Origin of the sequence: Mesorhizobium sp. LMG 17147 (genome assembly GCF_024297145.1) — a bacterium.
Taxonomy (GTDB): domain Bacteria; phylum Pseudomonadota; class Alphaproteobacteria; order Rhizobiales; family Rhizobiaceae; genus Mesorhizobium.
This window is the reverse complement of sequence record NZ_JANCTC010000034.1, coordinates 1-27000: the sequence shown is the minus strand read 5'-3', so window position 1 is coordinate 27000 and position 27000 is coordinate 1. Positions and strand designations below refer to the sequence as shown.

Annotated in this window: 21 protein-coding genes and 3 pseudogenes; 11 read left to right on the top strand and 13 right to left on the bottom strand. The window is 61.5% G+C overall.

Going from position 1 to position 27000, the window contains the following annotated elements:
- Positions 1–802: 802 nt before the first annotated feature.
- Positions 803–1132 (top strand): annotated as a pseudogene (locus NMG46_RS28900) (hypothetical protein); the annotation flags it as partial.
- 523 nt (positions 1133–1655) lie between these two features.
- Positions 1656–2984: an oxygen-independent coproporphyrinogen III oxidase gene (gene hemN, locus NMG46_RS28895; protein WP_254820691.1), complete on the top strand. Its 1329-nt coding sequence runs from the start codon at positions 1656–1658 to the stop codon at positions 2982–2984.
- Positions 2985–3215: 231 nt separating this feature from the next.
- Here hemN and NMG46_RS28890 read toward each other — a convergent pair whose 3' ends face one another.
- The 10 genes from NMG46_RS28890 to NMG46_RS28845 form a co-directional block, all read right to left on the bottom strand.
- On the bottom strand, positions 3216–4859 hold the full coding sequence (locus tag NMG46_RS28890; protein ID WP_029354881.1) for an MFS transporter: 1644 nt from the start codon (positions 4857–4859) through the stop codon (positions 3216–3218).
- A 173-nt stretch (positions 4860–5032) separates the two neighbouring features.
- Positions 5033–6016: a beta-ketoacyl-ACP synthase III gene (locus NMG46_RS28885; RefSeq protein ID WP_091595821.1), complete on the bottom strand. Its 984-nt coding sequence runs from the start codon at positions 6014–6016 to the stop codon at positions 5033–5035.
- Positions 6013–7278: an adenosylmethionine--8-amino-7-oxononanoate transaminase gene (locus tag NMG46_RS28880; protein ID WP_029354883.1), complete on the bottom strand. Its 1266-nt coding sequence runs from the start codon at positions 7276–7278 to the stop codon at positions 6013–6015. Before NMG46_RS28880 ends, NMG46_RS28885 begins: the two co-directional genes overlap by 4 nt.
- Positions 7278–7913, bottom strand: coding sequence for a dethiobiotin synthase (gene bioD / locus NMG46_RS28875; RefSeq protein WP_029354884.1), 636 nt, complete (start codon positions 7911–7913; stop codon positions 7278–7280). Before bioD ends, NMG46_RS28880 begins: the two co-directional genes overlap by 1 nt.
- On the bottom strand, positions 7910–9049 hold the full coding sequence (locus tag NMG46_RS28870) for an 8-amino-7-oxononanoate synthase (RefSeq protein WP_254820690.1): 1140 nt from the start codon (positions 9047–9049) through the stop codon (positions 7910–7912). The genes bioD and NMG46_RS28870 overlap by 4 nt, the downstream gene beginning before the upstream one ends.
- Complete coding sequence (bioB, locus tag NMG46_RS28865) at positions 9046–10014, bottom strand: biotin synthase BioB (RefSeq protein WP_236370746.1); 969 nt, start codon at positions 10012–10014, stop codon at positions 9046–9048. Before bioB ends, NMG46_RS28870 begins: the two co-directional genes overlap by 4 nt.
- A 207-nt stretch (positions 10015–10221) precedes the next feature.
- Positions 10222–11100: a carboxylating nicotinate-nucleotide diphosphorylase gene (gene nadC, locus NMG46_RS28860; protein WP_029354890.1), complete on the bottom strand. Its 879-nt coding sequence runs from the start codon at positions 11098–11100 to the stop codon at positions 10222–10224.
- 4 nt (positions 11101–11104) lie between these two features.
- Positions 11105–12646 carry an L-aspartate oxidase gene (locus tag NMG46_RS28855; RefSeq protein WP_254820689.1) on the bottom strand — a complete coding sequence of 514 codons (1542 nt, stop codon included), beginning with the start codon at positions 12644–12646 and terminating at the stop codon, positions 11105–11107.
- Positions 12643–13617 carry a quinolinate synthase NadA gene (gene nadA, locus NMG46_RS28850; RefSeq protein ID WP_029354894.1) on the bottom strand — a complete coding sequence of 325 codons (975 nt, stop codon included), beginning with the start codon at positions 13615–13617 and terminating at the stop codon, positions 12643–12645. Before nadA ends, NMG46_RS28855 begins: the two co-directional genes overlap by 4 nt.
- A gap of 62 nt (positions 13618–13679) precedes the next feature.
- Positions 13680–14642, bottom strand: coding sequence for a hypothetical protein (locus NMG46_RS28845; protein ID WP_091595813.1), 963 nt, complete (start codon positions 14640–14642; stop codon positions 13680–13682).
- Positions 14643–14814: 172 nt separating this feature from the next.
- Between NMG46_RS28845 and panB the strand changes: the two genes are divergently transcribed.
- The 4 genes and pseudogenes from panB to NMG46_RS28825 all read left to right on the top strand — a co-directional run bounded on the left by panB (position 14815) and on the right by NMG46_RS28825 (position 18101).
- The gene (gene panB / locus NMG46_RS28840) at positions 14815–15651 is read left to right on the top strand and encodes a 3-methyl-2-oxobutanoate hydroxymethyltransferase (RefSeq protein WP_126089906.1); all 837 of its coding nucleotides are present in this window, start codon (positions 14815–14817) and stop codon (positions 15649–15651) included.
- A pseudogene (gene panC / locus NMG46_RS28835) lies at positions 15648–16557 on the top strand (pantoate--beta-alanine ligase). The gene panB and the pseudogene panC overlap by 4 nt, the downstream one beginning before the upstream one ends.
- 99 nt (positions 16558–16656) lie before the next feature.
- Positions 16657–17376: a LuxR family transcriptional regulator gene (locus NMG46_RS28830; protein WP_029354898.1), complete on the top strand. Its 720-nt coding sequence runs from the start codon at positions 16657–16659 to the stop codon at positions 17374–17376.
- A 92-nt stretch (positions 17377–17468) separates the two neighbouring features.
- Positions 17469–18101, top strand: coding sequence for an acyl-homoserine-lactone synthase (locus NMG46_RS28825; RefSeq protein WP_029354900.1), 633 nt, complete (start codon positions 17469–17471; stop codon positions 18099–18101).
- 364 nt (positions 18102–18465) lie between these two features.
- Here the strand turns inward: NMG46_RS28825 and NMG46_RS28820 are convergent, their stop codons facing one another.
- The gene (locus NMG46_RS28820; protein ID WP_029354901.1) at positions 18466–18714 is read right to left on the bottom strand and encodes a DUF6074 family protein; all 249 of its coding nucleotides are present in this window, start codon (positions 18712–18714) and stop codon (positions 18466–18468) included.
- A 642-nt stretch (positions 18715–19356) separates the two neighbouring features.
- Here NMG46_RS28820 and NMG46_RS28815 point away from each other — a divergent pair.
- Positions 19357–19953 carry a Crp/Fnr family transcriptional regulator gene (locus tag NMG46_RS28815; RefSeq protein WP_348632930.1) on the top strand — a complete coding sequence of 199 codons (597 nt, stop codon included), beginning with the start codon at positions 19357–19359 and terminating at the stop codon, positions 19951–19953.
- Between the two features lie 488 nt (positions 19954–20441).
- Here the strand turns inward: NMG46_RS28815 and NMG46_RS28810 are convergent, their stop codons facing one another.
- Complete coding sequence (locus NMG46_RS28810) at positions 20442–20831, bottom strand: hypothetical protein (RefSeq protein WP_029354905.1); 390 nt, start codon at positions 20829–20831, stop codon at positions 20442–20444.
- Between the two features lie 710 nt (positions 20832–21541).
- Here NMG46_RS28810 and NMG46_RS28805 point away from each other — a divergent pair.
- The 4 genes and pseudogenes from NMG46_RS28805 to NMG46_RS28790 all read left to right on the top strand — a co-directional run bounded on the left by NMG46_RS28805 (position 21542) and on the right by NMG46_RS28790 (position 25403).
- Positions 21542–22677, top strand: a pseudogene (locus NMG46_RS28805) (cation:dicarboxylase symporter family transporter).
- 692 nt (positions 22678–23369) lie between these two features.
- Positions 23370–23648: a thioredoxin domain-containing protein gene (locus NMG46_RS28800; RefSeq protein ID WP_329609616.1), complete on the top strand. Its 279-nt coding sequence runs from the start codon at positions 23370–23372 to the stop codon at positions 23646–23648.
- An 82-nt stretch (positions 23649–23730) separates the two neighbouring features.
- A complete protein-coding gene (locus NMG46_RS28795) occupies positions 23731–23925 on the top strand; it encodes a hypothetical protein (RefSeq protein WP_051695369.1) in 195 nt (64 codons plus the stop codon).
- 476 nt (positions 23926–24401) lie between these two features.
- A complete protein-coding gene (locus NMG46_RS28790; RefSeq protein ID WP_051695374.1) occupies positions 24402–25403 on the top strand; it encodes an ArdC family protein in 1002 nt (333 codons plus the stop codon).
- Positions 25404–25552: 149 nt separating this feature from the next.
- Here NMG46_RS28790 and groL read toward each other — a convergent pair.
- A partial coding sequence (gene groL / locus NMG46_RS28785) for a chaperonin GroEL (RefSeq protein ID WP_254820688.1) occupies positions 25553–27000 on the bottom strand: 1448 nt, incomplete at its 5' end.

Genomic DNA, 27000 nt, shown 5'->3' with positions numbered 1-27000 from the left:
CCCGCGACCGAAGATCCACGCTCAATGCTTTTCCCATCGTCAACCTCCATCGAGGTGGACGTTGAATCAGCACAAAACGCAGCCGTCACTTCACAATCGATTCATCGATCACAGGACGTGCTCTAGATCTCCATGAAGGAATAAAAAGGATAGAGGCGTAAGAGCAAGCTTTACTCTAAATTTTGTGCGTGTTGTCTCCAATTTGTGGACGTAAAAGCGCTTGACATGGGAGGTTATCCAGCGTAAAAGCCACATGTACTTAGAATAGTGTTTTCTTCTAGGAGATTCATTATCGTTTATATGTGAAACACTCCGGTCAGACCGCTGCAGCCTCGGAATAGAGCAGCAAGCGACATGCCAACCTGAAGCGTAGATGCGGCCGACACCAAAATTGGGCCGACGCGCCTTCGTCTCGCTGGAATCACTTTTTTTGAGGGTCACTGCGAAAAGCAATGTGCGACACGGTTCGCCATGTTCGATATGTGACAGTCTCGTTTAACAGCGACGGCTTCCCGTCTGACCGCAACGGAGGCCGCTTCATGCGCTACCGAGAAGGATTACTGCGCGCGTGCGGTCCGCAAGGGCTGCGCCAGGAACAGAGGGCGTCCACGTCCGATGTGTCGCATGGTGGCCGAAGCACCTTTTCGCCGCTGTAAGTTCGCCGTGCAGGTACATTGCGCGGCCGATAGCGAGAAGGGATCGCACCCTGAAACGGTTGCCTAGGGCTCGCCTCGAGTAATTGGCGATGAACAGCATTCTCGAGAACTTAGTCTCGACGGAAAGAGCAACGAAAGGAAGCCGCTTGGACGAGCACGATCCGAAGGAAGAACTGATCGAGACCATTTTCCGCAACGGCACAATCACTGCCGTGGGTATCCTGCTTGCCTTTTCGCTCGGCTTCCTCACTCATTGGGCGGCGAACCCCTTGCCATGGCAACTCTACGATCTGTTCGCCGTAGTGCCGATCCTGCTCGGCATCGCACTGCAGATGAGAGCGCTGTCCATGCTGCTCGACATGAGTTCCTTGCGCCGCCCCATCTACGAACGCGCCAATCGCATTTTCATGGTCGGCCTCATCCAGACCGCGTGTGGCGTCGGGATGGCGATCTTGGTCGATCTTTTCGGGATATCGGTAGGGGGCACGGCTGCCCGGCGCTTGACGACAAGCCACACCGCCGCTCATCGCTCGAAGCGACGTCAAGCTGGGGAGCCTTGTGCACCCCCTAGCGGCGCCTTCCTTTCATCAAATGAGCGGACGTCAGCTTTAGAGCGTCTCGGTGGCTAAAGCCGGTATGGTTTTTCGGCCGGCAGGGAAGGCCGCTGGCTGGACCTGGATGGCGTCTGAACGAGGCTTGACAGGTGCGTTGCGACGTTTGGCGTCGGACATGAATTTCGCATTGCAAAGTTCTTCCGCAGACGCCTCAAGCACACTGCATCGGCGTCACGTACTCAAACGTTGAATGCGGCACCGCACCATCACCTCAGGCGGACCATGGCACGCGCGCTCGGTTGATACCGTCCTCTCCAAGCGAGACTGCGACATCGCCGCCTCCGCCTTGAAAACGCGGAGAAAGCGGGACGCACTGACTTAGGTCAGAGACAGGACGAGCGCGCAACGAAAGAATGATGGATCAGCGACGTGGGACGACAGCTCCTTGCACACCTCAATCCTGACAAAGTACCGGGACCCCCGGCCGCCTTGGTATACCATCTATCCGACTGTGCCAGACTTCTCTGCGGCGGTTGGTGCTGACGATTATGAGGAATGGCTGGGGGGCCTCCCGGCCGACGAATCGGTGTCGCTCTATTTCCACATTCCGTTTTGCCGATCCATGTGCTGGTATTGCGGCTTCCCTACCGCCGTCACCCGTCGCAACGGCCCGATCCTTAATTATTTGGCGGTGCTGCGTCAGGAGATCAGTTTGGTGTCGGAGCAAGTTCGGCAAGGGCTGCCGGTGAGCGATGTGCATTTCGGCGGCGGAACGCCTCACCTTATCGGGCCAGCCGAGCACTTGGCGCTGATGGAATTTCTACGCCGCCACTTCGCTTTCAGCAAAACTGCTGCGATCGCCGTGGAGATCGATCCCCGAACGTTCACACCGGAAATGGCCGAACCCTTGGCAGCTACCGGTGTCAACCGCGCGAGCATCGGCGTGCAGAGCTTTGATCCCGATGTGCAAAAGGCGATCAATCGGATCCAGAGTAAGGTGCAGACGGCCGCTGCCGTCGAAAATCTCCGCCGGCATGACGTTGGCCATATCAACTTCGATCTCATCTTCGGTCTCCCGAAACAGACTGTGCAGTCCTGCATCCAGACCGCGATGGCTGCGGTCGCCATGCGCCCCAACCGGTTTGCGGTGTTCGGCTACGCGCATATTCCTTCCGTGATAAAGAATCAGCGCCTAATCGAGCAGGCAGGTCTACCGGACGGCGATGTTCGCGCCGAACAGGCTGCAGCTGTCGCCGAGACACTGGTTGGCGCCGGCTACCGGGAGATCGGGCTCGATCATTTCGCTCTGCCGGACGACGAACTCGCGCTAGCGCAGAAGACCGGGCGCCTGCGGCGTAATTCGCTGGGATACTCGGCCGATACTTGCAAAACCGTGATCGGCTTCGGCGCGTCGGCTGTTGGCCGAGTCGGCGAGGGGTACGTTCAGAACGAAGTAACACGGGATTCTTACGCCCGGCACATCGCAAGTGGACGTCTGGCGACATCAAAGGGCCACCGGCTGACCGACGATGACCGGGTGCGCGCAGCAATCATCGAGCGACTGATGTGCGATTTGGAGGCCGACGTGCCGACCATCTGTGCCGCCCACGAAATCGAACCAGCTCGTTTTCTCGATTCAGTTGAGCGTTTGGTGACGCTGGCTGAGGAGGGGATCGTGGACGTCGAAAACGGCTTCATCCGCGTGCGGCCGGAGCACCGCTTTGTTGTTCGCGCCGTTGCTGCTGCATTCGATGCTTTTCTCGCGAATCGATGAGTTGAGGCCACGACTCCGAAGGCATCAGACCTTGTTTGGCGCTCGTCGGCATGGGCTCTCGCAGAAGACTCCGCAAGCGCATGCAGGGGACTTCCACTTGACGCCGCGTTCATCATCATCTCGCCTGGGTGCGCTCGATCGCACAACTCGGAGCACGCTGCTCTCGGCGTGAGGCTGTGCTCTGCAAAGCACCGGTGATCCACCCTGTCCCTGGATAGCAGCTTGATGGCGTCATCTTGGAGGACGAGAAAAGATTGTCGAGGTACGGGTACGAATTGCCTCGGTCGTTCGTTCAATCGAAAGCACTGTCTGCGGAGGCACCTCTCCTTCATGCAGTGACAGGAGATGCTGGCCGACTTCCTTATCTGCTGCGGTGAGTCGATGATTTAGGCGGAGAAAGTCCATCCAGGTGGGGGTGCGGAATGTCTCCGTCCAAAGTGACGGTGTTTGCAGATTTCGCTGGAGCGTCCAGTTTCGTGCACCGGCACGGCTCTGGACGTGTCGCCGCGTGCGCATGTAGCCCAGAAAGGCCTCGATATTTTCCTCCGATATCAAATACTCGACCTTGGCCACGATAGGGCCACTTCTGGGTTTCAGATCGAGAGCCACGTCCGGCGGATGAAAAACTGAACTTTCTTGATCCGTTTCTTCCCAGGGACGGACCGGCAACACGATCCCCGCTGCTGCAACCAGCAACAGAGCGCCCGCGGCGCCCTCCAATGCTGAGGTCAAGGAATAGTTTTGCGCGACAGAACCCCAGATCCAGCTGCCAGCAGCCATACCGCCTGCGCTCAAGGCGTAGTAAATGGAGAGCGTGCGGCCTACAACCCACCTTGGGCTTGCCAACTGCACCGACACGTCAATGCCCGTCCAGGTGATAAGCCAACCCGCTCCGCCGAGCGCCAGCGAAATGGCCGCCACAGGAACCGACGATGTCAGGGCAAGGGAGAGGCAACAGACTGCACAAGCCACAGAGGCGAAGGCCACCAGCCTGTTTTGAGACGTGACCTTCCTCAAGAAGCCGTTGCCCATGCCCGCGATGAAAGCACCCATGCCGAAGCCGGCCAATAAGATACCGTAGACAATTGGCCCACTCTTCAACTGATCCCGGACGACGAGAGGGAGCAACGCCAGAATGGAGATGCTTGCCAATCCGAAAAGAGCTGCTCGGGCGGTCGCTGCCCTGATCTCCAAAGACATCGCCGTAAAGCGCACTCCGTCATGAATTGCCGTCGTCATTCTCTCACGAGGGAGAGGCGAAGAGCGGACCTCCCATTTGGTGCGCCATATCGCGCTTATAGGCGCCAGATCACTCACCGCAGCCAAGGCGAAAGCGGCCAGCGGCCCAAAGACGGCCAGGATCACGCCCCCTAAGGCCGGACCAACGCTGCGCACAATGTTGTATCCGACGGACATAAGCGTCACTGCGGCCGGAATGTCGCGTTTGTGAAGGATATCGCCGACCGAAGCGTGCCAGGCCGGATCATTCAAGGCAAAGCCGCAGCCGGCCAGGAAACCTAACCCGAGAATCAGCCAAGGACTGACAAATCCCAGACCCACAGAAATCATCAGCGTCATCGACGCCGATGCTATCAGGCAGTGTCCCGCAAACATCACCCACCGGCGGCTGAAGTTGTCGGCAATGGCTCCGGCGAAAACTGAGAGGAAGAACACCGGCAGTGTGGATGCGGCCTGGACGAGAGCCACCATAAGGTCGGACGCTGAAATCGTTGCCATAAGCCAACTGATGGCGACCGTTTGCACTAGCCAACCGAGGCTGGAAATCTGGGTGGCCGTCCAAATTGAGCGAAACACCTTGTTTCGAAATGGGGCGAGCGTCTTTGAAACGGGCGGTTGAGGATTTTCGCTCTGCATGAGGTTTTGCTGGCCTTCGATGAGCGCTGCGATTTGAGCAAGTGGGTCGATACTTAGACATCGCGGAGCACCGCACGGAACCCAGCTCTATGGAGCTTGCCGGCGACTATTTGCGTATTGAGCCATTCTCATAGTCTCATTCATGAGCAGTCCTATGCGCAAGCGTTGCTTTGCTAAATTCCCACGACAAGCGCGCCGCCGCTGAGACCCGCACCCGCTGCCGCCAAGAGGACTTTCTCGCCAGGCCGAAACGGCTGCGCCCGATGGGCGAGCGACAACGAGAGCGGGATCGTCGCGGCGGAAGAGTTGCCATATTCGGCGATCGTCTTGACCATCGAGTGATCTGTGATGCCGAGGTTCCTGCCGACCGCGTCGAAAATGCGAGCATTGGCCTGATGCGGCACGAAACGATCGAGGTCTTGCGGCCTCAGTCGGGCAGCAGTGAGCGCGTCTCTCGAGCAGGCGGTCATCATCTCCACGGCCTTGGCGAACACTTCGCGGCCATCGGTGATCGTCATCCGGGTCTGCTCGAGGTCGAGGCCGCCATGGAACGGATTGTTGCTTCCACCGGCAGGAATCTGGATCAGCCCGTAACGCGAGCCGTCCGAATCCACCGAAGCGCCGAGAATGCCTCGATCCGGGTCATCGCACGGACCGATCACCACCGCGCCGGCGGCATCGGCAAACAGCACGGCGCTGGCGCGCTCGGCCGGATTGATGCGGCGGCTGAGGATGTTGGCGGCAATGACAAGGCTCGCTTTGCCATGCAGGCGAGTGAACCCGTCGGCGAACATCAGCGCATAGATGAAGCCGGCGCAAGCGCCGGTCAGGTCGATCGCGCCGGCGCGACCTAGTCCCAGCCGATGTGCGACCAGGGGCGCGCTTGGCGGCAGAAGATGATCGGGTGTGGAGGTAGCGAGCAACAGCAGGCCGATGTCGCCGCGGTCGATACCGGCATTGGTCAGCGCCATGTCGCCGGCGTGCGCGGCAAGGGCCGACAGCGTGTCTTCGTCCGCTGCCCAGAAGCGCGACCGTATCCCGGTGCGCCGCTCGATCCAGCCGGGTTCAAGCCCGAGACGATCTTCGATTTCCGGATTCTCCACCTTGCGCGCGGGCGCATGATGGCCAAGCCCGAGAATGCGCGATGATCGGCTCATGGCTTTGAGCCGAAGCGTTCGCCGGCCTCCTCGATGGCGTCATAGAGCCCATCCAACTCGTTGCCGGTAATGCAATAGGGCGGCAGAAGGTACAGGACATTGCCGAGCGGGCGCACGAGCAGGCCGCGCTCAAGAAAAAAAGCGCGCAGTTTTGGCCCGATCTCGGCCAGATAACCGGCTGAGCCGGTGCGTAGGTCGAGTGCCGCGATGGTGCCGGTTGTCCGGCAATCGGTGAAGCGAGGGTTGTCGCGAAAGCGTCGAAGCCCGGCGGCCTGTCGCTCGCTCAAGGCCGCGATCCGATCGGCCACCGGCTCGTCGTGCCAGATCTCGACATTGGCAAGTGCCGCCGCGCATGCAATCGGATTGGCGGTGTAGGAGCTCGAATGGAAAAACGTCTTCTTGCGATCCTCGGAATAGTGAGCCTGGAAGATGGCATCGGTGGCGATCGTGGCGGCCAGCGGGATGGTACCACCGGTCAGACCTTTCGAGGTGCACAGGATGTCCGGCGAGACGGACGCCTGTTCGCAGGCGAACATGGTTCCGGTGCGCCCCCAGCCGGTCATCACTTCATCGGCGATCAGCAGCGTGCCGGCGGCCTCAGTGATCCTCTTCAATTCGGTCAGAACCCAGGCCGGATACATGAGCATGCCGCCGGCGCCGAGCACGAGCGGCTCGACGATCAGCGCGGCGGCGCGCCGGTCGCGGGAGAGTGCCTCGAACCGATCCAGCGTTTCCTGCTCGCGCCCGGCGGCCGGGAAGGGGATGGTGTCGACCTCGAACAGCAAGGGCTCGTAGGCGGCGTTGAACACGCCACGGGCGCCGACGCTCATCGCCCCGATCGTGTCACCATGATAGCTGTGCTCCATGACGACGATGCGCGAGCGCGGCGCGTCGAGGTTGCGGAAATAGCCGAGCGCCATCTTCAGCGCGACTTCCACGCAGGTCGATCCGCTGTCGGAATAGAACACCCGGTCGAGGCCAGGGGGAGCGAGGCCGACAAGCGCCTTGGCCAGCCTTTCGGCCGGCTCGTGCGTGAAGCCCGCGAAGATGATCTGGTCGAGGCTGGACGCGGTCGTCTCGATGGCCTTCATGATGCGGGGATGGCGGTGGCCATGGGTGACGACCCACCAAGAGGAAATCGCATCCAGGATGCGGGAGCCGTCGGCCTTGTGGAGATAGGCGCCTTCCGTCAGGACGATTTCAGGGATCGCGGGCTCAAGCGCGTGCTGCGTGAACGGATGCCAGACTCGAGACTGCGCCATCAGTCGCCTCCGGCAATCATGGCCAGGTCGAAGCCGGAAATCATTGCATCTCTCAACGTTTCACCCGTCAGCGGACCGAGGTGCGGCAGCCTGCCGAGCTGCGGCACGCCGCCGAATTCCACGATTGTCCTTTGCGTATCGGCCACCTCTTCGCCCATGAAGGCAATGCCGATGAGCGGGATGGAGCGGGCTCTCAGGGCCTCGATCGACAACAGCGTATGATTGATGGTGCCGAGCGCGGTGCGGGCGCACAGTATGACCGGCAGCCGCCATTGTTCGAATATGTCAATGAACCTTGTCTGTCGATTGAGCGGCACCATCAGCCCGCCGGCGCCTTCGATGACGAGCGGTGTCGGCAGGACCGGAAATGAAAGATCGTCGGCCTCGATCGCGACGCCGTCGATTTCGGCTGATCGATGCGGCGACAGCGGCATCGTCAGTCGATAGACTTCGGGCAGCACGCGTCCGTCGGGCAAGCCGGAAAGCCGGGCGACGACCTCGCTGTCAGTCTCCTCGTCGAGGCCCGATTGCACCGGCTTCCAGTAGAAGCCGTCGAGCAGCCCGGCAAGTCCGGCCGAAAATACTGTCTTGCCAATTCCGGTGTCTGTTCCGGTGACGACGATGCGTTTGGTCATGCTGTGGCCAACACCTCAACGAGAGCCTCGACCATGGCGGAAATGTCGGTCTCGTCGACGTTGAGCGTCAGCGAAATGCGCAGGCGCGATGTGCCCTCGGGCACCGTCGGCGGACGTATGCCGCGTATGTCGAAGCCGCGTGCCTGCAGGGCCGCCGCCACCGCCATGGTGCGCCCAACGTCGCCGATGACAAATGGCTGGATCTGCGAGCCGCTGGGTACGACGCCGCAGCGCTCGGCCAATTGGCGGCCGGCGCAGGCAACGCGTTCCTGCAGCTGAGCGCGGCGCATGGGCTCGTCGGACAGAATAGTCAGCGCTTCGCGCGCCGCGACCGCCATCAGCGGCGAGGGCGCGGTGGCGTAGATGAACGGCCGGCACCGGTTGACGAGATAATCGCACAGTGTCCTCGGCCCGGTGACGAGTGCACCGGATGCGCCGAGCGCCTTGCCGCATGAGTGGAGCGTGACGATGTTGTCGCGGCCTTGGCACGCGGCGGCCAGTCCCCGGCCGTCCGGTCCCCAGATGCCGGTGGCATGCGCTTCATCGACGACGATGAATGCCTGGTGCCGATCGGCCATCGCGACCAGGCTCTCCATCGGCGCGCGGTCGCCATCCATGCTGTAAAGGCTTTCGACGGCGATCCACACGCGCCCCGTGCCGCCTTCGGCGCGCCAGCGGGTGATTGCGTCCTCGACAGCGTCGACGTCGTTGTGCGCGGCCAGCTTGAACTCGGCGCGCCCGGCCTGCGCGCCCTCATGCATGCTGGCATGGGCGAGTTCGTCGAGGACCAGCAGGTCGCCTTTCTGCGGCAGCGCGGTCAACAGGGCGAAGTTGGCGATGTAGCCGCTGCCAAAGAACAGCGCACGGTCGGCGCCGAAGAATGCCGCGGCGTCCGCCTCCAGTTGCTCATGTTCCGGTGCGTTGCCGCGCAACAGCCGCGACCCGGTGGCGCCAACCGGCGTGCCCCGCGCAACCGCCGCCGCAACCGCTTCGCCAAGTCTTTTGGAGGCGGCAAGTCCGAGATAGTCGTTCGACGAGAAGTCGAGACCGGCGCGCGGTGCGAGCGTCCGCAACCGGTCCTTGCGCGCCAGTCCGCGCAAGGATGCGTCATAGCGGGCAAGAATTGCCTCGTTCATTGCGTGGCGAGTTCCATCGGCTCGATGCCGAGACGCTGGAACAGAAGGCTATCCTTGTCCTCGCCGGGATTGTCCGCCGTCAGCAGCGTGTCGCCGACAAAGATCGAGTTAGCGCCGGCAAAGAAGCACAACGCCTGCGTTTCGTCGCTCATCGCCGTCCTGCCGGCGGACAGCCTTACACAGGATTTCGGCATCATCACCCGCGCGAGCGCAACGATGCGGACGAAATCGATCGGATCGATGGCGTCGGCCGCGGCAAGCGGCGTGCCTTCGATGGGAATAAGCATGTTGATCGGCACGCTTTCCGGCGGCTCGGGCAGGTTCGCGAGCGTGACCAGCATGTCGATGCGATCGGTCTTTTCTTCTCCCATCCCGACGATGCCGCCGCAGCAGACTTTCATCCCAACCGCGCGCACGTGCCCAAGCGTTTCCAGCCGGTCGGCAAAAGTCCTGGTTGAAATAACCTCGCCATAGTAGCGCTCAGAGGTATCGATGTTGTGGTTATAGTAGTCGAGACCGGCCTGCTTCAGGCGAGCAGCTTGCTCAAGATCGAGCATGCCGAGCGTCATGCAGGTCTCCATGCCGAGCGCCTTGACGCCCTCGATCATGGCGACCACAACGTCCATGTCGCGCTCCTTGGGACTTCGCCACGCTGCGCCCATGCAATAGCGCGTTGCGCCGCCATCACGCGCCTTGGCCGCTTCGTCGATGACATGCTTGACGTTCATCAGCTTCGACGCCTTCACCCCGGTTTCGTAATGCGCAGACTGGCTGCAATAGCCGCAATCTTCGGGGCAGCCGCCGGTCTTGATGCTAAGGAGCCGCGACAGCTGCACTCGGTTTCGATCGAAGTTCTGGCGGTGGATCGTCTGAGCTAGGAACAGCAGATCGTTGAATGGCATGCCGTAGATGGCCTCAGCCTCTTTGCGGTTCCATCGCGGAGGCGTTCCATCGACCGATTGCATGGTCTGGTTCACGTCGAACTCCGAGTTCATTCCAACCGTCATCGTCAAACCTTTGTTGCTAGTCCGGTACGCCTTCAGGAGTCTGTCGACCGGCAAGCTCGGTCCGACTTGGCTTTGGAGCGCACTCGCTAAAAGGCGAGCTGCGGCACGTCTTTCCACCGCCTTCCTACGCCTGCCGAGCTGATGTTGCTCCTCATGCCGTAATCCTCAGTTCAAATGCTTGCAGATGTTCTGGTGGTCCGGCATGTCCAGGCCGATGTCGAGGATCGGGGCGCTGTGCGTCAGCCATCCCATGGAGATGAGATCGACACCGGTCGCCGCAATCGCCGCCGCCGTTTTCGGCGTCACCCGACCGGAAGCCTCGGTGATCGTACGGCCACCCACTATAGAAACCGCGCGGGCAAGATCCTCGACCGACATATTGTCGAGCAGCACCGCGTCAACACCAATCGCGAGCGCTGCATCGAGCTGCTTCAGCGTGTCGACCTCAACCTCGACCTTCACCATATGCCCTGCGGCGGCGCGCGCCCGCTCTATTGCTGTGCGGATATCGCCGGCGATCGCGATGTGATTGTCCTTTATGAGCACGCCGTCATCGAGGCCGAAGCGGTGATTGGCACCGCCGCCGACGCGCACGGCGTATTTTTCCAATACCCGCAGGCCGGGCGTCGTCTTTCGCGTCGATACGATCCTCGCCTTGTGACCGCGCACGGCCTCAACCATCGCCGCTGTGGCAGTGGCAATGCCGCTCAGCCGGCATAAGAAATTGAGGGCAGTGCGTTCGGCCGTGAGCAGGCCTCGCGCGGGTCCGGACAATCTTGCAATGGTTTCCCCGGCCCCGACATCGCTGCCATCAGGGCGCCAGATCTGGATGTTGATCGCCGGTTCCACGAGCAGGAAGGCGTACGAGACCAGATCGAGCCCGGCAACGACGCCCGCCTGCCTCGATTTGAGCACCAACGTGGCAGTGCAATCATGCGGGATAACCGCATCGCTGGTCAGGTCGCCGCATCTGCCCAGGTCTTCGAGGAGCGCACCGCGCACAATCGGTTCGATCAGGGTCGCGGGGAGGGGGGAGAATGAAATCACATCAGGTGCTCCGTATGGTAGCCCGGCAATCGAGTGCGGCCGCGGCCCGCATTGCGCTGTGCAGTGTCAGCCGTGATGGGCGCGCGTCGGCATCGTGGAGCGGGAAATCGGACCGACAGTGCGCGCCTCGACTCTCTTCCCGCCCCAGGGCCGCCACGGCGATCATCAGTGAGACCAAAGCCGGACCAGAGGCAGCGACATTGTCAGCTGCGATCGGCAGCAGGGTCGCCACCGCTTCGCGCATTGCCTCGCCGTCGCGGATGATACCCAGGGCGGCGGAGACAATTGGGCGGACCGCGGAAGCGTCTGGTCGTGGAGGGACGAATGTGGAGCATCTGCGCGGTCGCCGGGTATACGACGTGCCGGCAACGCTTTCGGCAACCCAGCTCGCGGTGACCGCCGCTTCGGTGAGCGAGTTGCTGGCCAGGCGGTTGGCGCCGTGCAGGCCGGTACAGGCGACCTCACCGCAGGCCCACAATCCCTCGATGGAGCTGCGGCCGGCGCTGTCTACGGCGACGCCGCCCATGTGATAATGTGCCGCCGGGCGCACCGGGATCGGGTCGGTCGCGGGGTCAACCCCTGCGCTCCGGCACAATTCGGCGATGCCTGGAAAACGCTTGCCAAATCTCGGGCCGAGACTTTGCCGTGCATCCAGGAATACGCGGCGTCCAACGGCAAGCTGGTGCCAAATGGCGCGCGCGACGACGTCGCGAGGCGCAAGTTCACCGCCAGGTGTGTCAGCGAGGAAGCGCTCTCCTCGCTCATCGATGAGCACCGCGCCTTCGCCACGCACGGCTTCGCTCACCAGCGGCATCGGCCGGCGCGGACCGTCGAGCGCAGTTGGATGGAACTGTATGAATTCCAAGTCGGCGAGTTCCGCCCCCGCCCATGCGGCGAGCGCCAGCCCGTGGCCCCATGAGCCAGCGGGGTTTGTCGTATCGCAAAACAGCCCGCCGACGCCGCCGGTCGCCAGCACCGCGCGACGCGTGGGCAGAGCGAGCGCGCCGGCTCGTCCTGCGGCGACCACGGCGATGACCGACCCGTCCTGCACGATCAGCCGGCGGACCTCCACATTTTCGATAGTGGTGATCGAGGCTGTACGCCGAACCGAGGCGATGAGCACGCGCACCAACTCGCGACCGGTGGCGTCGCCGGCTGCATGCACAATCCGCCGTCGCGAGTGTGCCGCCTCGAGCCCAAGTCGCAACGCGCGGTCAGGGTGCTGGTCGAAGGCGACGCCGAACCTTTGGATCGTCCTAATCGCTTCGGGTGCAGCTCGGACCACTCGCCGCACCGTGGCCTCGTCGCAGAGTCCGTCGCCGGCAGCTATCGTGTCGCAAAGGTGAAAATCCGGGCCGTCGTCGCCGCCGAGACTTGCCGCAAGACCGCCCTGGGCAAGCTCACTGCAGGCTCCGGTTCCAAGCGGCGCGTTGGTCAAAAGCACGACCGGTTCCGGCGCCAGATGAAGCGCCGTCATCAGGCCGGCAATGCCGCCGCCGATGACGACCGGCGCCCCGGCGATGTCGCGAACCTCCAGGCTCATAGGGAAAGCATGCGCTCGACCGCGCGGCGGGCGGGGCCGGCAATTTCCGGATCAATCCGGACCTCATGCCGGTTCTGCTCGAGCGCGGCGCGAATGTTGGCCAGGTTGATGCGCTTCATGTGCGGGCACAGGTTGCATGGGCGAACGAACTCGACGTCGGGATGCGCGACCGCGACGTTGTCGCTCATCGAACATTCGGTCAGAAGGACGACACGCGTCGGTTTCTCCCGCTCGACATAATCCGACATCGCTGCGGTCGAGCCGGAGAACTCCGCCTCCGCGACAACGTCTGGTGGGCATTCTGGATGGGCCAGCACGATGACGCCTGGATGGGCATCGCGCAGTTCCCGAATGTCTGCTGCGGTGAAGCGCTCATGCACCTCGCAATGGCCTTTCCAGGCGATGATCTCGACGTCTGTATCGGCTGCCACGTTCCTCGCCAGATATTCGTCCGGCAGCATCAGCACACGCGCCACGCCAAGCGATTCCACCACCGCCTTCGCGTTGCCGGACGTGCAGCAGATGTCGGACTCCGCTTTTACGGCGGCCGAAGTGTTGACGTAAGTAACAACGGGGACCCCCGGATACCGCAGCCGCATTAACCGCACGTCGTCTGCCGTGATCGATTCGGCCAGCGAGCAGCCGGCACTGAGATCCGGGATGAGCACGGTCTTGTTCGGATTGAGCAGTTTTGCCGTCTCGGCCATGAAATGAACGCCGGCAACCACGATGATGTCGGCGTCGACCGTCACCGCCTTGTGGGCCAACGCCAGGCTGTCGCCGACGATGTCTGCCACGCAATGAAAAATTTCGGGCGTCTGGTAATTGTGCGCCAGCACCACCGCATTGCGCTCACGCTTCAGCGCTAAGATGGCTTCAATATCGCCGGCGAACGCGAGCCATTCAACGGGAGGGATCACCCGCCGGACACGCTCATACAGGGACGCAGCCATAGGTAACGCCCCAGCCATTGGCGCCTCGATTATATTCGGTTTGACAATAAGGGAATATGTCTACCTTGACTATAAGTATGTCAAGCCCGCGCCAGCGGTAATTTTGTCCCGGCGATAGCCCTGTCGTCGAGAACGGCATGGCGGAAGCGATAAAGCTTCGCCGGTCGGCCGCCCGTGTCGAGGGAGGTCTCCCCAGTCTCCTCAACAAGATCCTGCTGCTCGACCAGTCTCCGGAAGTTGGGCTTGTTGATGAGCCTGCCAGCCAGAGCTTCCACGGTTCGCTGCAGTTGCAGCAGCGTGAAGGAAGGCCGCATAAGCTCGAACACGACCGGCCGGTATTTGATCTTCGAACGCAGCCGCGCAATCCCGGTTGCCAGAATACGACGGTGGTCAGCGACCATTGGTTTGCCAGCCGCGGCCGCAATCGCGTCCCTGCCGCCACCGGCCTCTTCAATCAGAGCAGCTTCATAGAGCAACTCGTAGCGTTGGAGCGTGAGTTCCTCGTTCCAATGGCGGTCGTCGAAGCCGAAGGCTATCGCAGCGCGCTGCCGGCGCTCGCGTTGAGTGGTCGGCTCGCTGGCGCCGCCGGCCCACTCAATCAGGCGGGGCCGCAATCTATCGAGCAGCACAGGCGGCGTGCCGAAGCGGTGGTCCTCCCAGGGAAAATATTCGTACCAACTTTGCCAGCCGCACGCGGCCGAGTTCGTTGCCTGTTCCTTCCTGGTCAATGCGAGATAGCTGATTGAGATGACGCGCTGGTGGCGCTCAGTGCCGATGCGATCGCGATCGGCGAAGGTGTAGAGTTGCTCGATGTATCCCAGTGCATGGCCGGTCTGCTGCTCCACCCACCCCCTCAAACCCGACTGCAGCGATCGATGCTCAAGCGCAAAAGGTCCAGAAGGGAGGGTGTCCGCATGACCGACGGTGAGGACACAGGGCTCACTGTCGTTTACGGCGACCACGACGGCAGTCAGGTCCACTTTGGCTTCGTCAGCTTTGACGGCGGCTTTGCCTTTCTTGGTTCTTCTTGTCTGAGGATCCATGTTTGCGAAAGTGGGTTGGCCCAACGGAGCGCCTTAATCGATTGAATGTAACCTTGGCAGCCAGCACGTCAACACCGTACTACTCAAGCACTGTTTTTAGCTCTTCGCAGTCGCACAAAAATATGCCAAACGCGACACCCGCTGTTGGTAACGTAAGGGAAGGGGGCGTCGGTTGAGCGCGGCTGGTGAGATAAAAGGGATTAACCCTCCAGATATTCGATTGCGAAAAGGCCAAACGCCACTTGTATGCTTGACGGCCTACACCACGCCGGTCGCGAGGCTACTCGATCGCCACTGCGACATCGTTCTTGTCGGCGACAGCGTCGGCATGGTGCTGCACGGCCTGTCGTCGACGCTGGGCGTCACGCTCGACATGATGATCATGCACGGACAGGCCGTTCGCCGCGGCCTTGAACACGCGCTGATGGTCGTCGACCTGCCCTTCGGTTCCTACGAGGAAAGCCCAGAGCACGCTTTCGGCAACGCTGCGCGCGTGATGGGTGAGACCGGTTGTTCAGCGGTGAAGCTCGAGGGCGGCGAGACCATCGCGGAAACCATCCGCTTCCTTACCGCGCGCGGCGTACCTGTCATGGCCCATGTGGGGCTGACGCCGCAGGCGGTAAACACGTTCGGAGGCTATCGTGTGCAGGGCCGGGGAGCCGATGCAGAGCGGATCAGGCGCGACGCCAGGGCGGTAACCGAGGCGGGCGCCTTCTCCTTGGTGCTCGAAAAGATACCGGAGCAGCTTGCACGGCAGATAACCGCCGATATCGACATACCCACCATCGGCATCGGTGCCTCGCCAGCTTGCGACGGCCAGATTCTGGTGAGCGACGATATGCTCGGGCTCTTCACCTCATTTCGGCCGAAGTTCGTCAAACGCTATGCCGAGCTCGGTGAGCAGGCTGAGGCGGCAATCGCCGCTTACGCCACCGATGTGCGGAACCGGCACTTTCCGGCGGTCGAACATCTCTATGTCAACGCCTTGAAGGCCGGAGACTTCACATGAGCGTGCCGATCGCTCGAACTGTGAGCGAGCTGCGCGCCGTCGGTTGCGCAATGGCGTCGCTCGGGTGCCACGATCGGTATTGTGCCGACCATGGGAGCCTTGCACGACGGGCATCTGAGCCTTGTGCGGAAGGCGCTTGAAAGGGCCGAGCGGGTGATCGTGACGCTGTTCGTAAACCCCAAGCAGTTCAACAGCCCCGCCGACCTGATTGCCTATCCTCGGACGGAAAGCGAAGATGCTGCCAAGCTCGCGCCGCTGGGCACGCATCTGCTCTATGTGCCGGACGCAGAGGAAATGTACCCGGCGGGCTTCGCCACGGTCGTTTCAGTGTCCGGCATCAGCGAATGCCTGTGCGGCGCATTCCGGCCCGGCCATTTCAATGGCGTGGCGACGGTCGTGGCCAAGCTCTTCCTGCAGGCCGGCGCTGACTTCGCCTTTTTTGGCGAAAAGGATTTTCAGCAACTTCAGCTTGTCAGGCGCTTGGTCCGGGACCTCGACATTCCGATCACTATTGTGCCCTGTCCGACAGTCCGCGAAGCCGATGGTCTTGCGCTATCGTCGCGTAACGTGCGGCTCTCCCCAGCCCAACGCGCCATTGCCCCAAAACTAGCATCGGTCCTGCTCGATACGGCCGAGCGGCTTGCACGCGGCTCTCCCATCCTGCCTACGCTTGATGAAGCGCGTGCAACAATTCTGGCTGCCGGCTATCGCGAGCTCGAATACCTGGAGCTTCGCGGAGAAACAGACCTGCAATCGTTAGCAAGCCTTGACCGACCGGCACGCTTGCTTGCTGCGGCTTGGCTTGGCGACACGCGGCTCATCGATAACGTCGCAATATCACCCATCGGTAGTTGGTCAGGTGCGCGGAGCTCTCTCCAATCGGAAGCAGCACAGCAATTGCGGTGATGACGGCGGCGCGTCGTACGCCCTGCAGGGACAGGCCATCATTTAGAACCACGTCTCCGCCCGGCTTCCAGCAACCTCCGCGAGGTAGGCAAAGCGCAGATGCATCGCGTATTTGAAACCTTGGTCGAGCAACTCTCTGCAAGCGTCGATGCCGTCGATCTCCATGAGGCAATGGCGTCCGCCGCAGCCGGGTTCGACTTTCCGTTCTTCGCTTATTTCACCTACCCATCCGCTTCCGGCGACACGCCGCGATTGATCTCGAATTATCCATCATCATGGACATCACATTACCTGCAACTGCGCTACCACAGCGTGGATCCCGTGATCCTGCGGGGACTGCGAGGCTGGGATACCTTCGACTGGGGTGTGGACCGCGATCACCGTTATTTGCCGACCTCGCAGCAGGAAGTCCTGGAAAAAGCAGCTGAGTTCGGCATTCGCGGCGGACTGACCATGTCGATGCATGATCATCGCGGCCGGTTCGCCGCACTGACCTTCGCCTCCAACGAGGCGCATCCGCCACTTTTGAGGTCGCTGACGCGCTACGAAAAAGCAATGCAGTTGGTTGCGATCAACGTTCATATCCATGCCCGGCGCAGGCTCGCCGAAGATTGCGTGGTAGATGGCATAACGCTCACCCCGCGGGAGTTCGAGTGCCTGAAATGGGCGGCGTGCGGCAAGTCGGCCTGGGATATCAGCCAGATTCTCGGTGTCTCGAAACGCACCGTGACCTTCCATCAGGAAAACGCCAAGGCGAAGCTTGGCGTGCGAACCATCAACCAGGCCATAGTGCGGATGGCTGCTCGGGCGAGATCCTGATCCTCTCCAAGGCTAGCTGTAAAGGTCTACAGGCTGCATTCATGACGGCTTTGCCCTTCGATTGCGTGGACACATCCCGCACGGAGACGACAATGATGCAGCTGATAACACCCGACTGCTACGCCGAGTTCGCGAGCGAACTCAGGGAAATGCACGGGCTTAGGTATCGGGTTTTCAAGAAGCGGCTCGATTGGGAAGTGCAGACCGAAGGCGAAATGGAAACGGACCCGTTTGACAGCCTGAACCCCGTCTACCTACTTCTCAAGGGGTCCGATTGGCGAACTTGCGGCTGCGTCCGCCTTTTGCCGACCACCGGACCGACTATGTTGCGCGATACGTTTCCGGCGCTGCTGGATGAGATGGTGGTCCCTGCGAGTGCCGATATCTGGGAGAGTAGTCGTTTCGCGCTCGATCTCCCTGCGACAGCGCCGAAGGCTGCTGGCGGCCTGGCACAAGCAACCTACGAGCTCTTCGCGGGCATCATCGAATTCGGCTTGGCCAACAATCTCTCCGGGATCGTAACGGTGACAGATACGCGCATCGAAAGGATCCTTCGTCTCGCGACCTGGCCGTTGTCACGTATCGGACAGCCCCAGCAGGTCGGCAACACCGAGGCAGTCGCCGGCTTCCTCGAGATTTCCTACGCCAGTCTCTTGCGCATCCGCTGGAGGGGACGCCTGAACGGGCCGGTGTTGTGGCAACCAGTTCTCGTCCAATCGGCATAGCGCCTGCGGATGGTCAGCCGTGACCTGGGTTAAGTCTGCTCACGGCCGCCACCGCCCGCCGTCAAGCTGAGCGGACCCGGCCCCACGAGCATTCGACTGTTCCGGTCGATCGACTCGCGCGGCCGGACTTCGGATTTCCGTAGGCGCAACCCGCAGTCCAGCGTGAGCACGCCAAAGTGGCGCCCGTCCGCTTGGAAAGAAGCCAATGTGGCTTCTGAGATCGCCTTGGAATATTGGACCGGCCGCCGTGAGCGATCCCAACCTCAAACCTTTGCCGGTATGCCGGTTTGGCCGGACCGTCGGCCAGTCGGAGCAGTCCCCCGATAAGGACCCGAGCTGACGCGCGATCCAACAGCGCCCAAGCCTATGCTATGTGCATTACCGTTCGGTTGGCCATATCGTCCAAGACCGCATGAAGAAGCCTTCCAACCTCCTGCGCAGCGAACTCTGGCGCAATTCCTACATCGGACAATTGAATGAGCATTTTCTTGGCAGCACAGCGCCAGAACGCACTCGCCGCCTCGCCGTTCTTGGTCTCGAGGGCCTGGGCGATACTTTCGACCAATGTGCGTCGCCGATGCAGCGGAAATACGCAAATGTTTGAGTCATGCATCAATCACCTCACAGTTTCAGTTCCACAAAGAAAACACCGGCGTCTTCAAAAGCGCCGCTTAGCGCGGTGACGGTTCGCGGCGACATGACGAGTTCCACTTCCCCTCGACAAGCCATTGGGCGATGAGCCGCCGGACCGCACATCCGGACCGCACATAAGGTGAACCACCATTGCTGATCCGGCTGCGTTTCCTGTGCCGTTCCGCGACGAGGCGTTCCAGCCCGAATTGACGTCCAATGACTTGATTTCTGAAAGGGCAGGGCGGCACGAATCACCCGACTGTTCCGCCGCTTACATTCCTGCGAGCTTGTGTATGAATGATTAAAGCGTGCCCGAGCCGTTCTTGGTGGCCGCAGAAGGGAATCATGTCATCCGCGCCTATCGTAAGGCCGCGCGACTTCTAGCATGGCTGCACTGCCCCGACAGGGCTTTGCAATCGCGCGTTTCGAAGCCTATGCTTGGCATCGGCCGTCAGTTACTTCGGATGCAGCCGACAGTAAGAGGTACGCGCTCTTGCCCGCATGAGAGAGAGCCTTGCCCGAATCCCTTTTTCGCAACCGGGTGCTGAAATCCCTTTCGCCGGAGGACTTCGCGCTGTTGCGACCATCGCTACATCGCGTCGAACTGGACATCAAGGCTCAGTTGGAGATCGCGCATCAGCCGATCAGGAATGGATATTTTCCCGAGAGGGGCATCGCCTCGGTGGTCGCCACCATGACCGGCGGACGGCAATGTGAAGTCGGCATTATCGGATATGACGGGATGACAGGAATTGCCCTCATTCTCGGACAGGACAGCTCTTCCAACGAGACCTATATCCAGGTCGCAGGCAATGGCTGGCGCCTGCCGGTTGAAATCATTCGTCCTGCGGTTGCGGAAAGCCCGTCGCTGCGCACGTCAGTGCTGGACTATGCCCACGCGTTCCTTGTCCAGTCGTCCCGGACGGCACTGGTCAATGGCCACTCCAAAATCGAGGAACGGCTGGCCCGCTGGTTGCTGATGATCCATGACCGCTCTGACGGAGACAAGATCTACCTGACGCATGAATTTCTGGCGACCATGCTCGGCGCCCGCCGTCCCGGGGTCACCACGGCCCTGCAAATGCTTGAATATCGAGGACTTGTCCGTGCCAAGCGCGGCGAGGTCACGATTATCGACCGCGTCGGATTGATGGAACTCACGCATGGCGCTTACGGCGAGGAGGAGCAACGTTATTTCGGCCTGGCCACCGCTGCCTGATTGTCCGGTATCGGACATAGGCTTGAAGGCTGCCGAACTCCCGTCCTAGATCGTGTCAGTCAGAGTTTCAGGGAGGCGGGTGAAAAAGCCGCCGAAGCCTATGTTCTGTCCAGAGGCAAGGCCCGGTTCCTCTCCACCGCCCAGGCGATCCGCGCCATTCGAACGCTTATGCCGGCGTGCAAAGCGACCGATCGCGAGTTGAGGAATTGGTGGCGGCGAGGTCCATCGTTCACGGTGTGCCCGTCGCCTTCGACGCAAAAACAGCCGAGGGAGTAGAACCACGGCTGCATTCCTAGGAGGGCATGCCGCGCCGTCCAGACTGTCAGATCGGGCATTCGTCAGATGGTTGTCCGCTAACTTAACTGGCAGAGTCTACAGGACGTGTCCAGCATTGCGAACTCACCGATCGCTTGGCGGCCAAAGCTGCCGGCAAGCGATCGCCTCATCCAGCCGTCTGCACCATCTCATCACAGACATCATCGGTGATGCTACCTGCCCAGCATATGTCCAGCATTTCGCAGGGCGGCCAGAAGGAGCCTCGCATAGCCTGTGACATCGATCTGGGCCTGCATGGACAGGGGCATGCTGGTCCAGTTCTCCAATGGTGCAATGAAAGGTGAGAAGGTGCCATTGACAAGGCAACAGCAGCTAACAAGGCCCTCTCGGTCCAATGCCACCACACCGATCTTGTCGCCTGGATATCCAATGGCTGCGACTCGCTGGACCTCCAGGTCACCGTCAACCCGCACGTCGAAAAGAAGGCTACCACGGCTCCTCGTGGCTATCTCAGCCGCCTTCTCATCAAAGCTTGAAGAGAGCAAGCGGACGCTTTCCACCGCCATCTGGAAAATCACCAAATCCAGTTCATTCACGGCCATATGGGCAATTGCGCGCAATGGGTGGTGATTGCAATGACACACACTGCTTGTTCACAGATGTCGGTCACGAACGATCATTCGTCGGGTTCCGGTTCCGACCAACGGTGTGGCCACCTGATCGTGCTGCGGTTCGAACATTCCTAACGCGAGCCGAGCGCTGTTGATGAGGATGGAGTCTAGGTCTCGGGCCCTGCCTCGCGGCTTGCTCATCCTTGGCAGACCCCTTGCAACGCCGCCGCGATGGCGCAAACGCCAGATGACGCTGATCCATCGCTTAATCGTGAACTGAGCTTCTGAACACCCTTGGTGGGACAGCAGGGTGGAAGGGCTTGACCAACGCTGCCGCCGTTTTCGAAGAGGGCCCGTCCTCGATTGAATCTTTGGAGCCCCGTGCGGCGCGCAGGAAAATGTTGACCATCTGGACGCAGGTCCCAGACCCCAAGGCAAACAGGGAACCTTCCAGCCAGCCAAGCTGCGCCGAAGCAAAGAGCGACCTTTGGAATTCCCAAGAACGGACCCTTCCATAGTTGACTGGCAACCGCAGCGCGAGTGCGGGAGAGCGAACAAGCACTGCGTGAGAGGTCCTGCGCGTTTTCCCCTCTTTGCTATTTGGCACATCGCTTGCGCCGAAGTGGGCGCAGCGTTCGACCGGAGCACTGCATGGGAGAAGGAGGAGCCCCACCCCGATCCGGTCAAGGAGAGAAACGGTGTTGGTTCCACAAGTCCCCATAGCGAACGCAGCGGCCCGCAAGCGCCATTTTGCCCGGGCCTACGTGCAGATGCTTGCCGCCATAATCCTGGGTGCTGCAATCGGCTATTTCCATTTGGAGACCGGCCAGAGCCTGAAGCCGCTCGGCGATGCCTTCGTCGATGTCGTCAAGATAATCACCGTACCTGTCATCTTCCTGACAATAGCGACCGGCATTGCCGGCAAGAGCGATCTGCAGAAGGTCGGCCGAGTTGCCGCCAAGGCGATGGTTTATTTCCTCACCTTCTCGACACTTGCACTCGTTGTCGGACTGATTGTCGCGAATATCGTTCAGCCTGGCGCCGGCCTCAACATCGATCCGGCCTCGCTCGATGTCCAAGCCGTTAAGGGCTATGTGGCCACGGCTCACGAGCAGTCCGTGACCAGCTTCCTGATGAACATCATCCCATCAACCATTGCCAGTGCCTTCGCGGAAGGCGACATCCTGCAAGTCTTGTTCTTCTCGGTCCTGTTCGGCGCGGTCTGCCGCTACAACGGCCGCTCGATCTTCTCTCTCGTCCGATACATCAAGGACGAGCTGCTGCTCGCAACGTCCTCCTCGGAGGCCGCGCTGCCCTCGCTCATGGAGAAGATGGAAAAGGCCGGCGCCACGCATTCGGTCGTGGGTCTCATTCCATTCAATCTGGACGGCACGAATATGATGCTCGCCGCCCTCTTCATCGCCCAGACGACGAAAACTGATCTGCCGATCGGCTGCCGGATCCTCATGCTGTTCGTCGCATTGTTCCCTTCGAACGGAACAACCCGCATTACCGGTGCAGGCCTCGTCACAATGGCTGCAACGCTCTTTCTTGTTCCGGCCGCACCGGTCACCTCCGTGGGTCTTATTCTTGGCGTCGATCAGCTTATGTCCGAATGCCACGCGCTGACGATATTTCTCCGCAGCGTAGCGGCAACGCTGGCTGTCGCCCGGTCTGGGGCGAGCGGGATAAACGACGATTCGGGGAGCGCCTCACTAGCGGACCGTTCAGCGCTCTGGCGGTGGACGGTCAAGTCGCCCGGCGTGGTGAACGCAGTTCCCCGCGCGAACGACGCTCAGCTATTGGGGTGGGCCCGATGGCGCAAAGCCGTATTTGAGAAACCGCCAGATCGCACCCGCACCTGTGCGCCTGTAGCAACTGCGGGGCACGATCAAAAGCGACCCATTTTACACCGAAAAGGCGGGCCGTTGCTGCCACGCCGTCCATGGATTGGAGCCTCATGTCTAAGACAACGGCCACCACTCTCGCGGTTCTCCTTTTTCTCCTCGCCGTGCTGCTTTCCGTGCTGGCGAGCCATAATAGCGCGCACCCGCCGCGGGAAAGGCCGCCCCCGCCCATGCAGTCGTGCCAATGGACAGTCAAAAGTGGAGCGGCGCACTCGTCAACGACCCCGCTTCGCCAAATCGCCGGCAACCCGGAAGGTCCGGGGACCCTTCAGCGCTCTGCCGGGCGGACGGTCAGTCGCCCGGCGTGGTGAATGGCGGTCGCGGTTGCCCGGCCCGCGCGAACGACGCTCAGCTGGGTGGGGTGGGCCCGATGGCGCAAGGCCATCTTTCCAGAAACCGCCAGAGCGCACCGGCATCTATAGCTGTGCGCCCTCGCGACTGCGCCCTGTGGCAAGTGCGGGGCTCGATCAAAAGCATTTTACACCAAAAGGCGGGCCGTTGCTGCCACGCCGTCCATGGATTGGAGACTCATGTCTAAGCCGACTGCCATCACTGTCGCAGCTCTTCTTTTACTCCTCGCCGTGCTGGCGAGCCAATATAGCGCGAACCTGCACCGGCAGGCGTGGTCGATCGACAGGCAAAAGTGGAGCGGCGCATTCGACAACGACCCCCTTCGCCAATCGCCGGCAACCCGCAAGGCGATGCCGTTCTGGTCATATTCAATGACTACCACAACTGTCCGCATTGCAGACTGGCAGATCTCAACTACCAAAAAGCCTTCAAGAATGATCCCAATCTGAAGCTTGTGATCAGACGGTTCCCGGTCCTGGGACCGGATTCCCAATCGCACTCGCCTCGAGAAAACAGGGAAAGTTCGACGAATTCCACCGCGCCCTTATGACTTCCCCCAGTTGGATCATTGAAAGGATCACTCTCAAGATCGCAGCGCGTGTGGGCCTTGACGTGGAGCAGCTCAAGCGGGAATGCAAGATCCGGCCATCGCAGATGAACTTGCGCGCGTCCGCGCACTCGCGAAAGGTCTGCACATCGACCGTACGCCCGCGTTGGTGGTCGGCGATATAGTGATCGCCCACCTGGTCGACATGGCCAGCTTGCAACGCTTGCTCGCCGATGCGCGCTCAAAGCGTGCAGGCTCTCGTGCGGGGCAGCATCTGTAGATCGGCCACGCTGTTGTTGCCGGAGCGTGCCGTTTGTGGCAGCTGGCTTTGCTGTTGCTCCTCGGCATCTTGTTGCGGTCATCCAGCTGCCGTGGGCGCCAACAACAATTCTGAGCGCCCGCGCCTGAAGGCGCTGGCCGGGTGCTCGTGAACCGAGCCCGCTTATCTTCGCCATGCTCAGGCGGTCTTGGCCCTGCGGCTTCGCCCCCTGGCGCGGGGCAGCCTTCGGCTGCTGACGGTCGCCGGCCTGTCGGCCGGCGTCGTTTTTATCGTGGCCTTCCCCGGTGGCGCAGGGCGGGCAGCACTCCCTTCTAGGCCCGCCGCGGCGTCCCGCAACCCTTCGCTTTCGCTTCGGGTCCTCCACTCCGTTCCGGTCCTGCGGATGCAGTCCGCCTCCGACGTCGGGCCTTTCCGGTCGCTTTCGCCGCCCACCCCGCTTCCGGGGAGGGCGCGATTGAAGAGCGGAGGACATCACGATGCGTGCAAACAACAAACGTTGCGGCAGCCGACAGGCTGGCGCAGAGAGTGGCGGGCGCACCGGCGCCAGCCTTTATCAGGAAATCACCGACCGCATCATTGCCGAACTGGAGCGCGGCACCGTGCCATGGGTCAAGCCGTGGGGCAGGGCAAGGACAGGCCTCGGCCTGCCGCGGAATGCGGCCACCCAGCGCCGATATTCCGGCATCAATATCCTGATCCTGTGGGGCGGGGTCATCGATCGCGGTTTCCCCAGCCAGAACTGGCTCACCTTCCGGCAGGCGCTTTCCCTAGGTGGCAATGTCAGGAAGGGTGAGCACGGCACCACCATCGTTCACGCTGACCGCTTTGTTCCCAAGAACGAAAAGCAACGCGCCGACACCGATGGCGACGAACCGCAGGCGGTGCCCTTCCTGAAGCGCTTTACCGTCTTCAATGTCGCGCAGTGCGATAATCTGCCCGAACATCTTTATGCCGCCGGCGAGCCTCTGCCTGAGCGCGAGATGGTCCCGCAGGCCGAGGCGCTCATTCATGCAACCGGCGCTGATTTTCGCATCGGCGGCGAGCGCGCCTTCTACATGCCCGGCAGCGACACCATACAGGTGCCGCCGCAGCCGGCTTTCTTCCACCAGATCGACTATTACCGGACCTGCTTTCACGAGCTTGGCCACTGGACCGGCCACCCGACGCGACTCGCGCGCGACCTGTCCGGCTCCTTCGGGTCCAACACCTATGCGCGCGAGGAACTGGTCGCCGAAATCGCATCAGCCTTCATCTGCAGCAGTCTCGGCATCGAGCCGACCGTGCGCCATGCCGACTACATCGGCTCATGGCTGACGGTTTTGCGCGAGGACAACCGCGCCATCTTCCGCGCCGCAAGCCATGCCTCGAAAGCCGCCGATTTCCTGCTTGGCCGCAATGCCGATGTCGAAGGCGAGGCACATGCCGAAACCGCCTATGGAAGCGCGCAATCATCACACGCGGCCGCCTTGCGCCTCTGATGACGCAAAAGCCGCGCAACCAACTCGACAGTTCTTTTGAGGTTGCGCTAACATGGCCGGCGTTGGCGCCGATCGTTTATCGGATCGAGGTTCGCAAAAAAAGGGCGGCATTGCTGCCGCCCCTCGTTGCGAAAGCTGCCAGAGCTGGATTAGAAATCCATACCGCCCATGCCGCCCATGCCGCCCATGCCGCCGCCACCCATGCCGCCAGGCATGCCGCCGCCGCCAGCCGACTCCTTCTTCGGAGCCTCCGCGATCATGGCTTCGGTGGTGACCAGCAGGCCGGCCACCGAGGCCGCGTCCTGGAGAGCGGTGCGGACAACCTTGACCGGATCGACGATGCCCATGGCGATCATGTCGCCATATTCGCCGGTCTGGGCGTTGTAGCCGAAGGTCGCGCCCTTGTTCTCAAGGATCTTGCCGGCAACGATCGATGCTTCCGCACCGGCGTTGGCCGCGATCTGGCGGGCCGGAGCCTGCAGCGCACGACGAACGATGTTGATGCCGGCGGCCTGGTCGGCATTGACGCCGGTGGCCTTGATGTTGGCCGAAGCGCGCAGCAGCGCGACGCCACCACCAGCAACGATGCCTTCTTCGACGGCCGCGCGGGTCGCGTTGAGGGCGTCATCGACGCGGTCCTTCTTTTCCTTGACTTCGACTTCCGTCGCACCGCCGACGCGGATCACCGCAACGCCGCCGGCGAGCTTGGCCAGACGTTCCTGCAGCTTCTCCTTGTCGTAGTCCGAAGTGGTCTCTTCGATCTGCTGCTTGATCTGGGCAACGCGGCCCTGGATCTCGGCCTTCTTGCCGGCGCCGTCGACGATGGTGGTGTTCTCCTTGGAGATCGACACCTTCTTGGCGCGGCCGAGCATGTTGAGGCCGACATTCTCGAGCTTGATGCCGAGGTCTTCCGAGATGACCTGGCCACCGGTGAGGATGGCGATGTCTTCCAGCATGGCCTTGCGGCGATCACCGAAGCCCGGCGCCTTGACGGCGGCGATCTTCAGGCCGCCACGCAGCTTGTTGACGACCAGCGTGGCCAGAGCCTCGCCTTCGACGTCTTCCGAGATGATGAGCAGCGGCTTCGAGGTCTGCACGACGGCTTCGAGAACCGGCAGCATGGCCTGGAGGTTGGACAGCTTCTTCTCGTGCAGGAGGATGTAGACGTCCTCGAGCTCGGCAACCATCTTGTCGGCGTTGGTGACGAAGTAGGGCGAGAGGTAGCCGCGGTCGAACTGCATGCCTTCGACGACTTCGAGTTCGGTCTCGGCGGTCTTGGCTTCCTCAACCGTGATGACGCCTTCGTTGCCGACCTTCTGCATTGCTTCGGCGATCATCTTGCCGACCGAAGCATCGCCGTTGCCGGCGATGGTGCCGACCTGGGCAACCTCTTCGGAGGTCTTGATCTTCTTGGCGTTCTTGATCAGCGTCGCAACGACGTCGGTTACCGCGAGGTCGATGCCGCGCTTCAGGTCCATCGGGTTCATGCCGGCGGCAACCGCCTTGTGGCCTTCCTGGACGATCGACTGCGCCAGAACGGTCGCGGTCGTGGTGCCGTCGCCGGCGATGTCGTTGGTCTTCGAAGCAACTTCGCGGA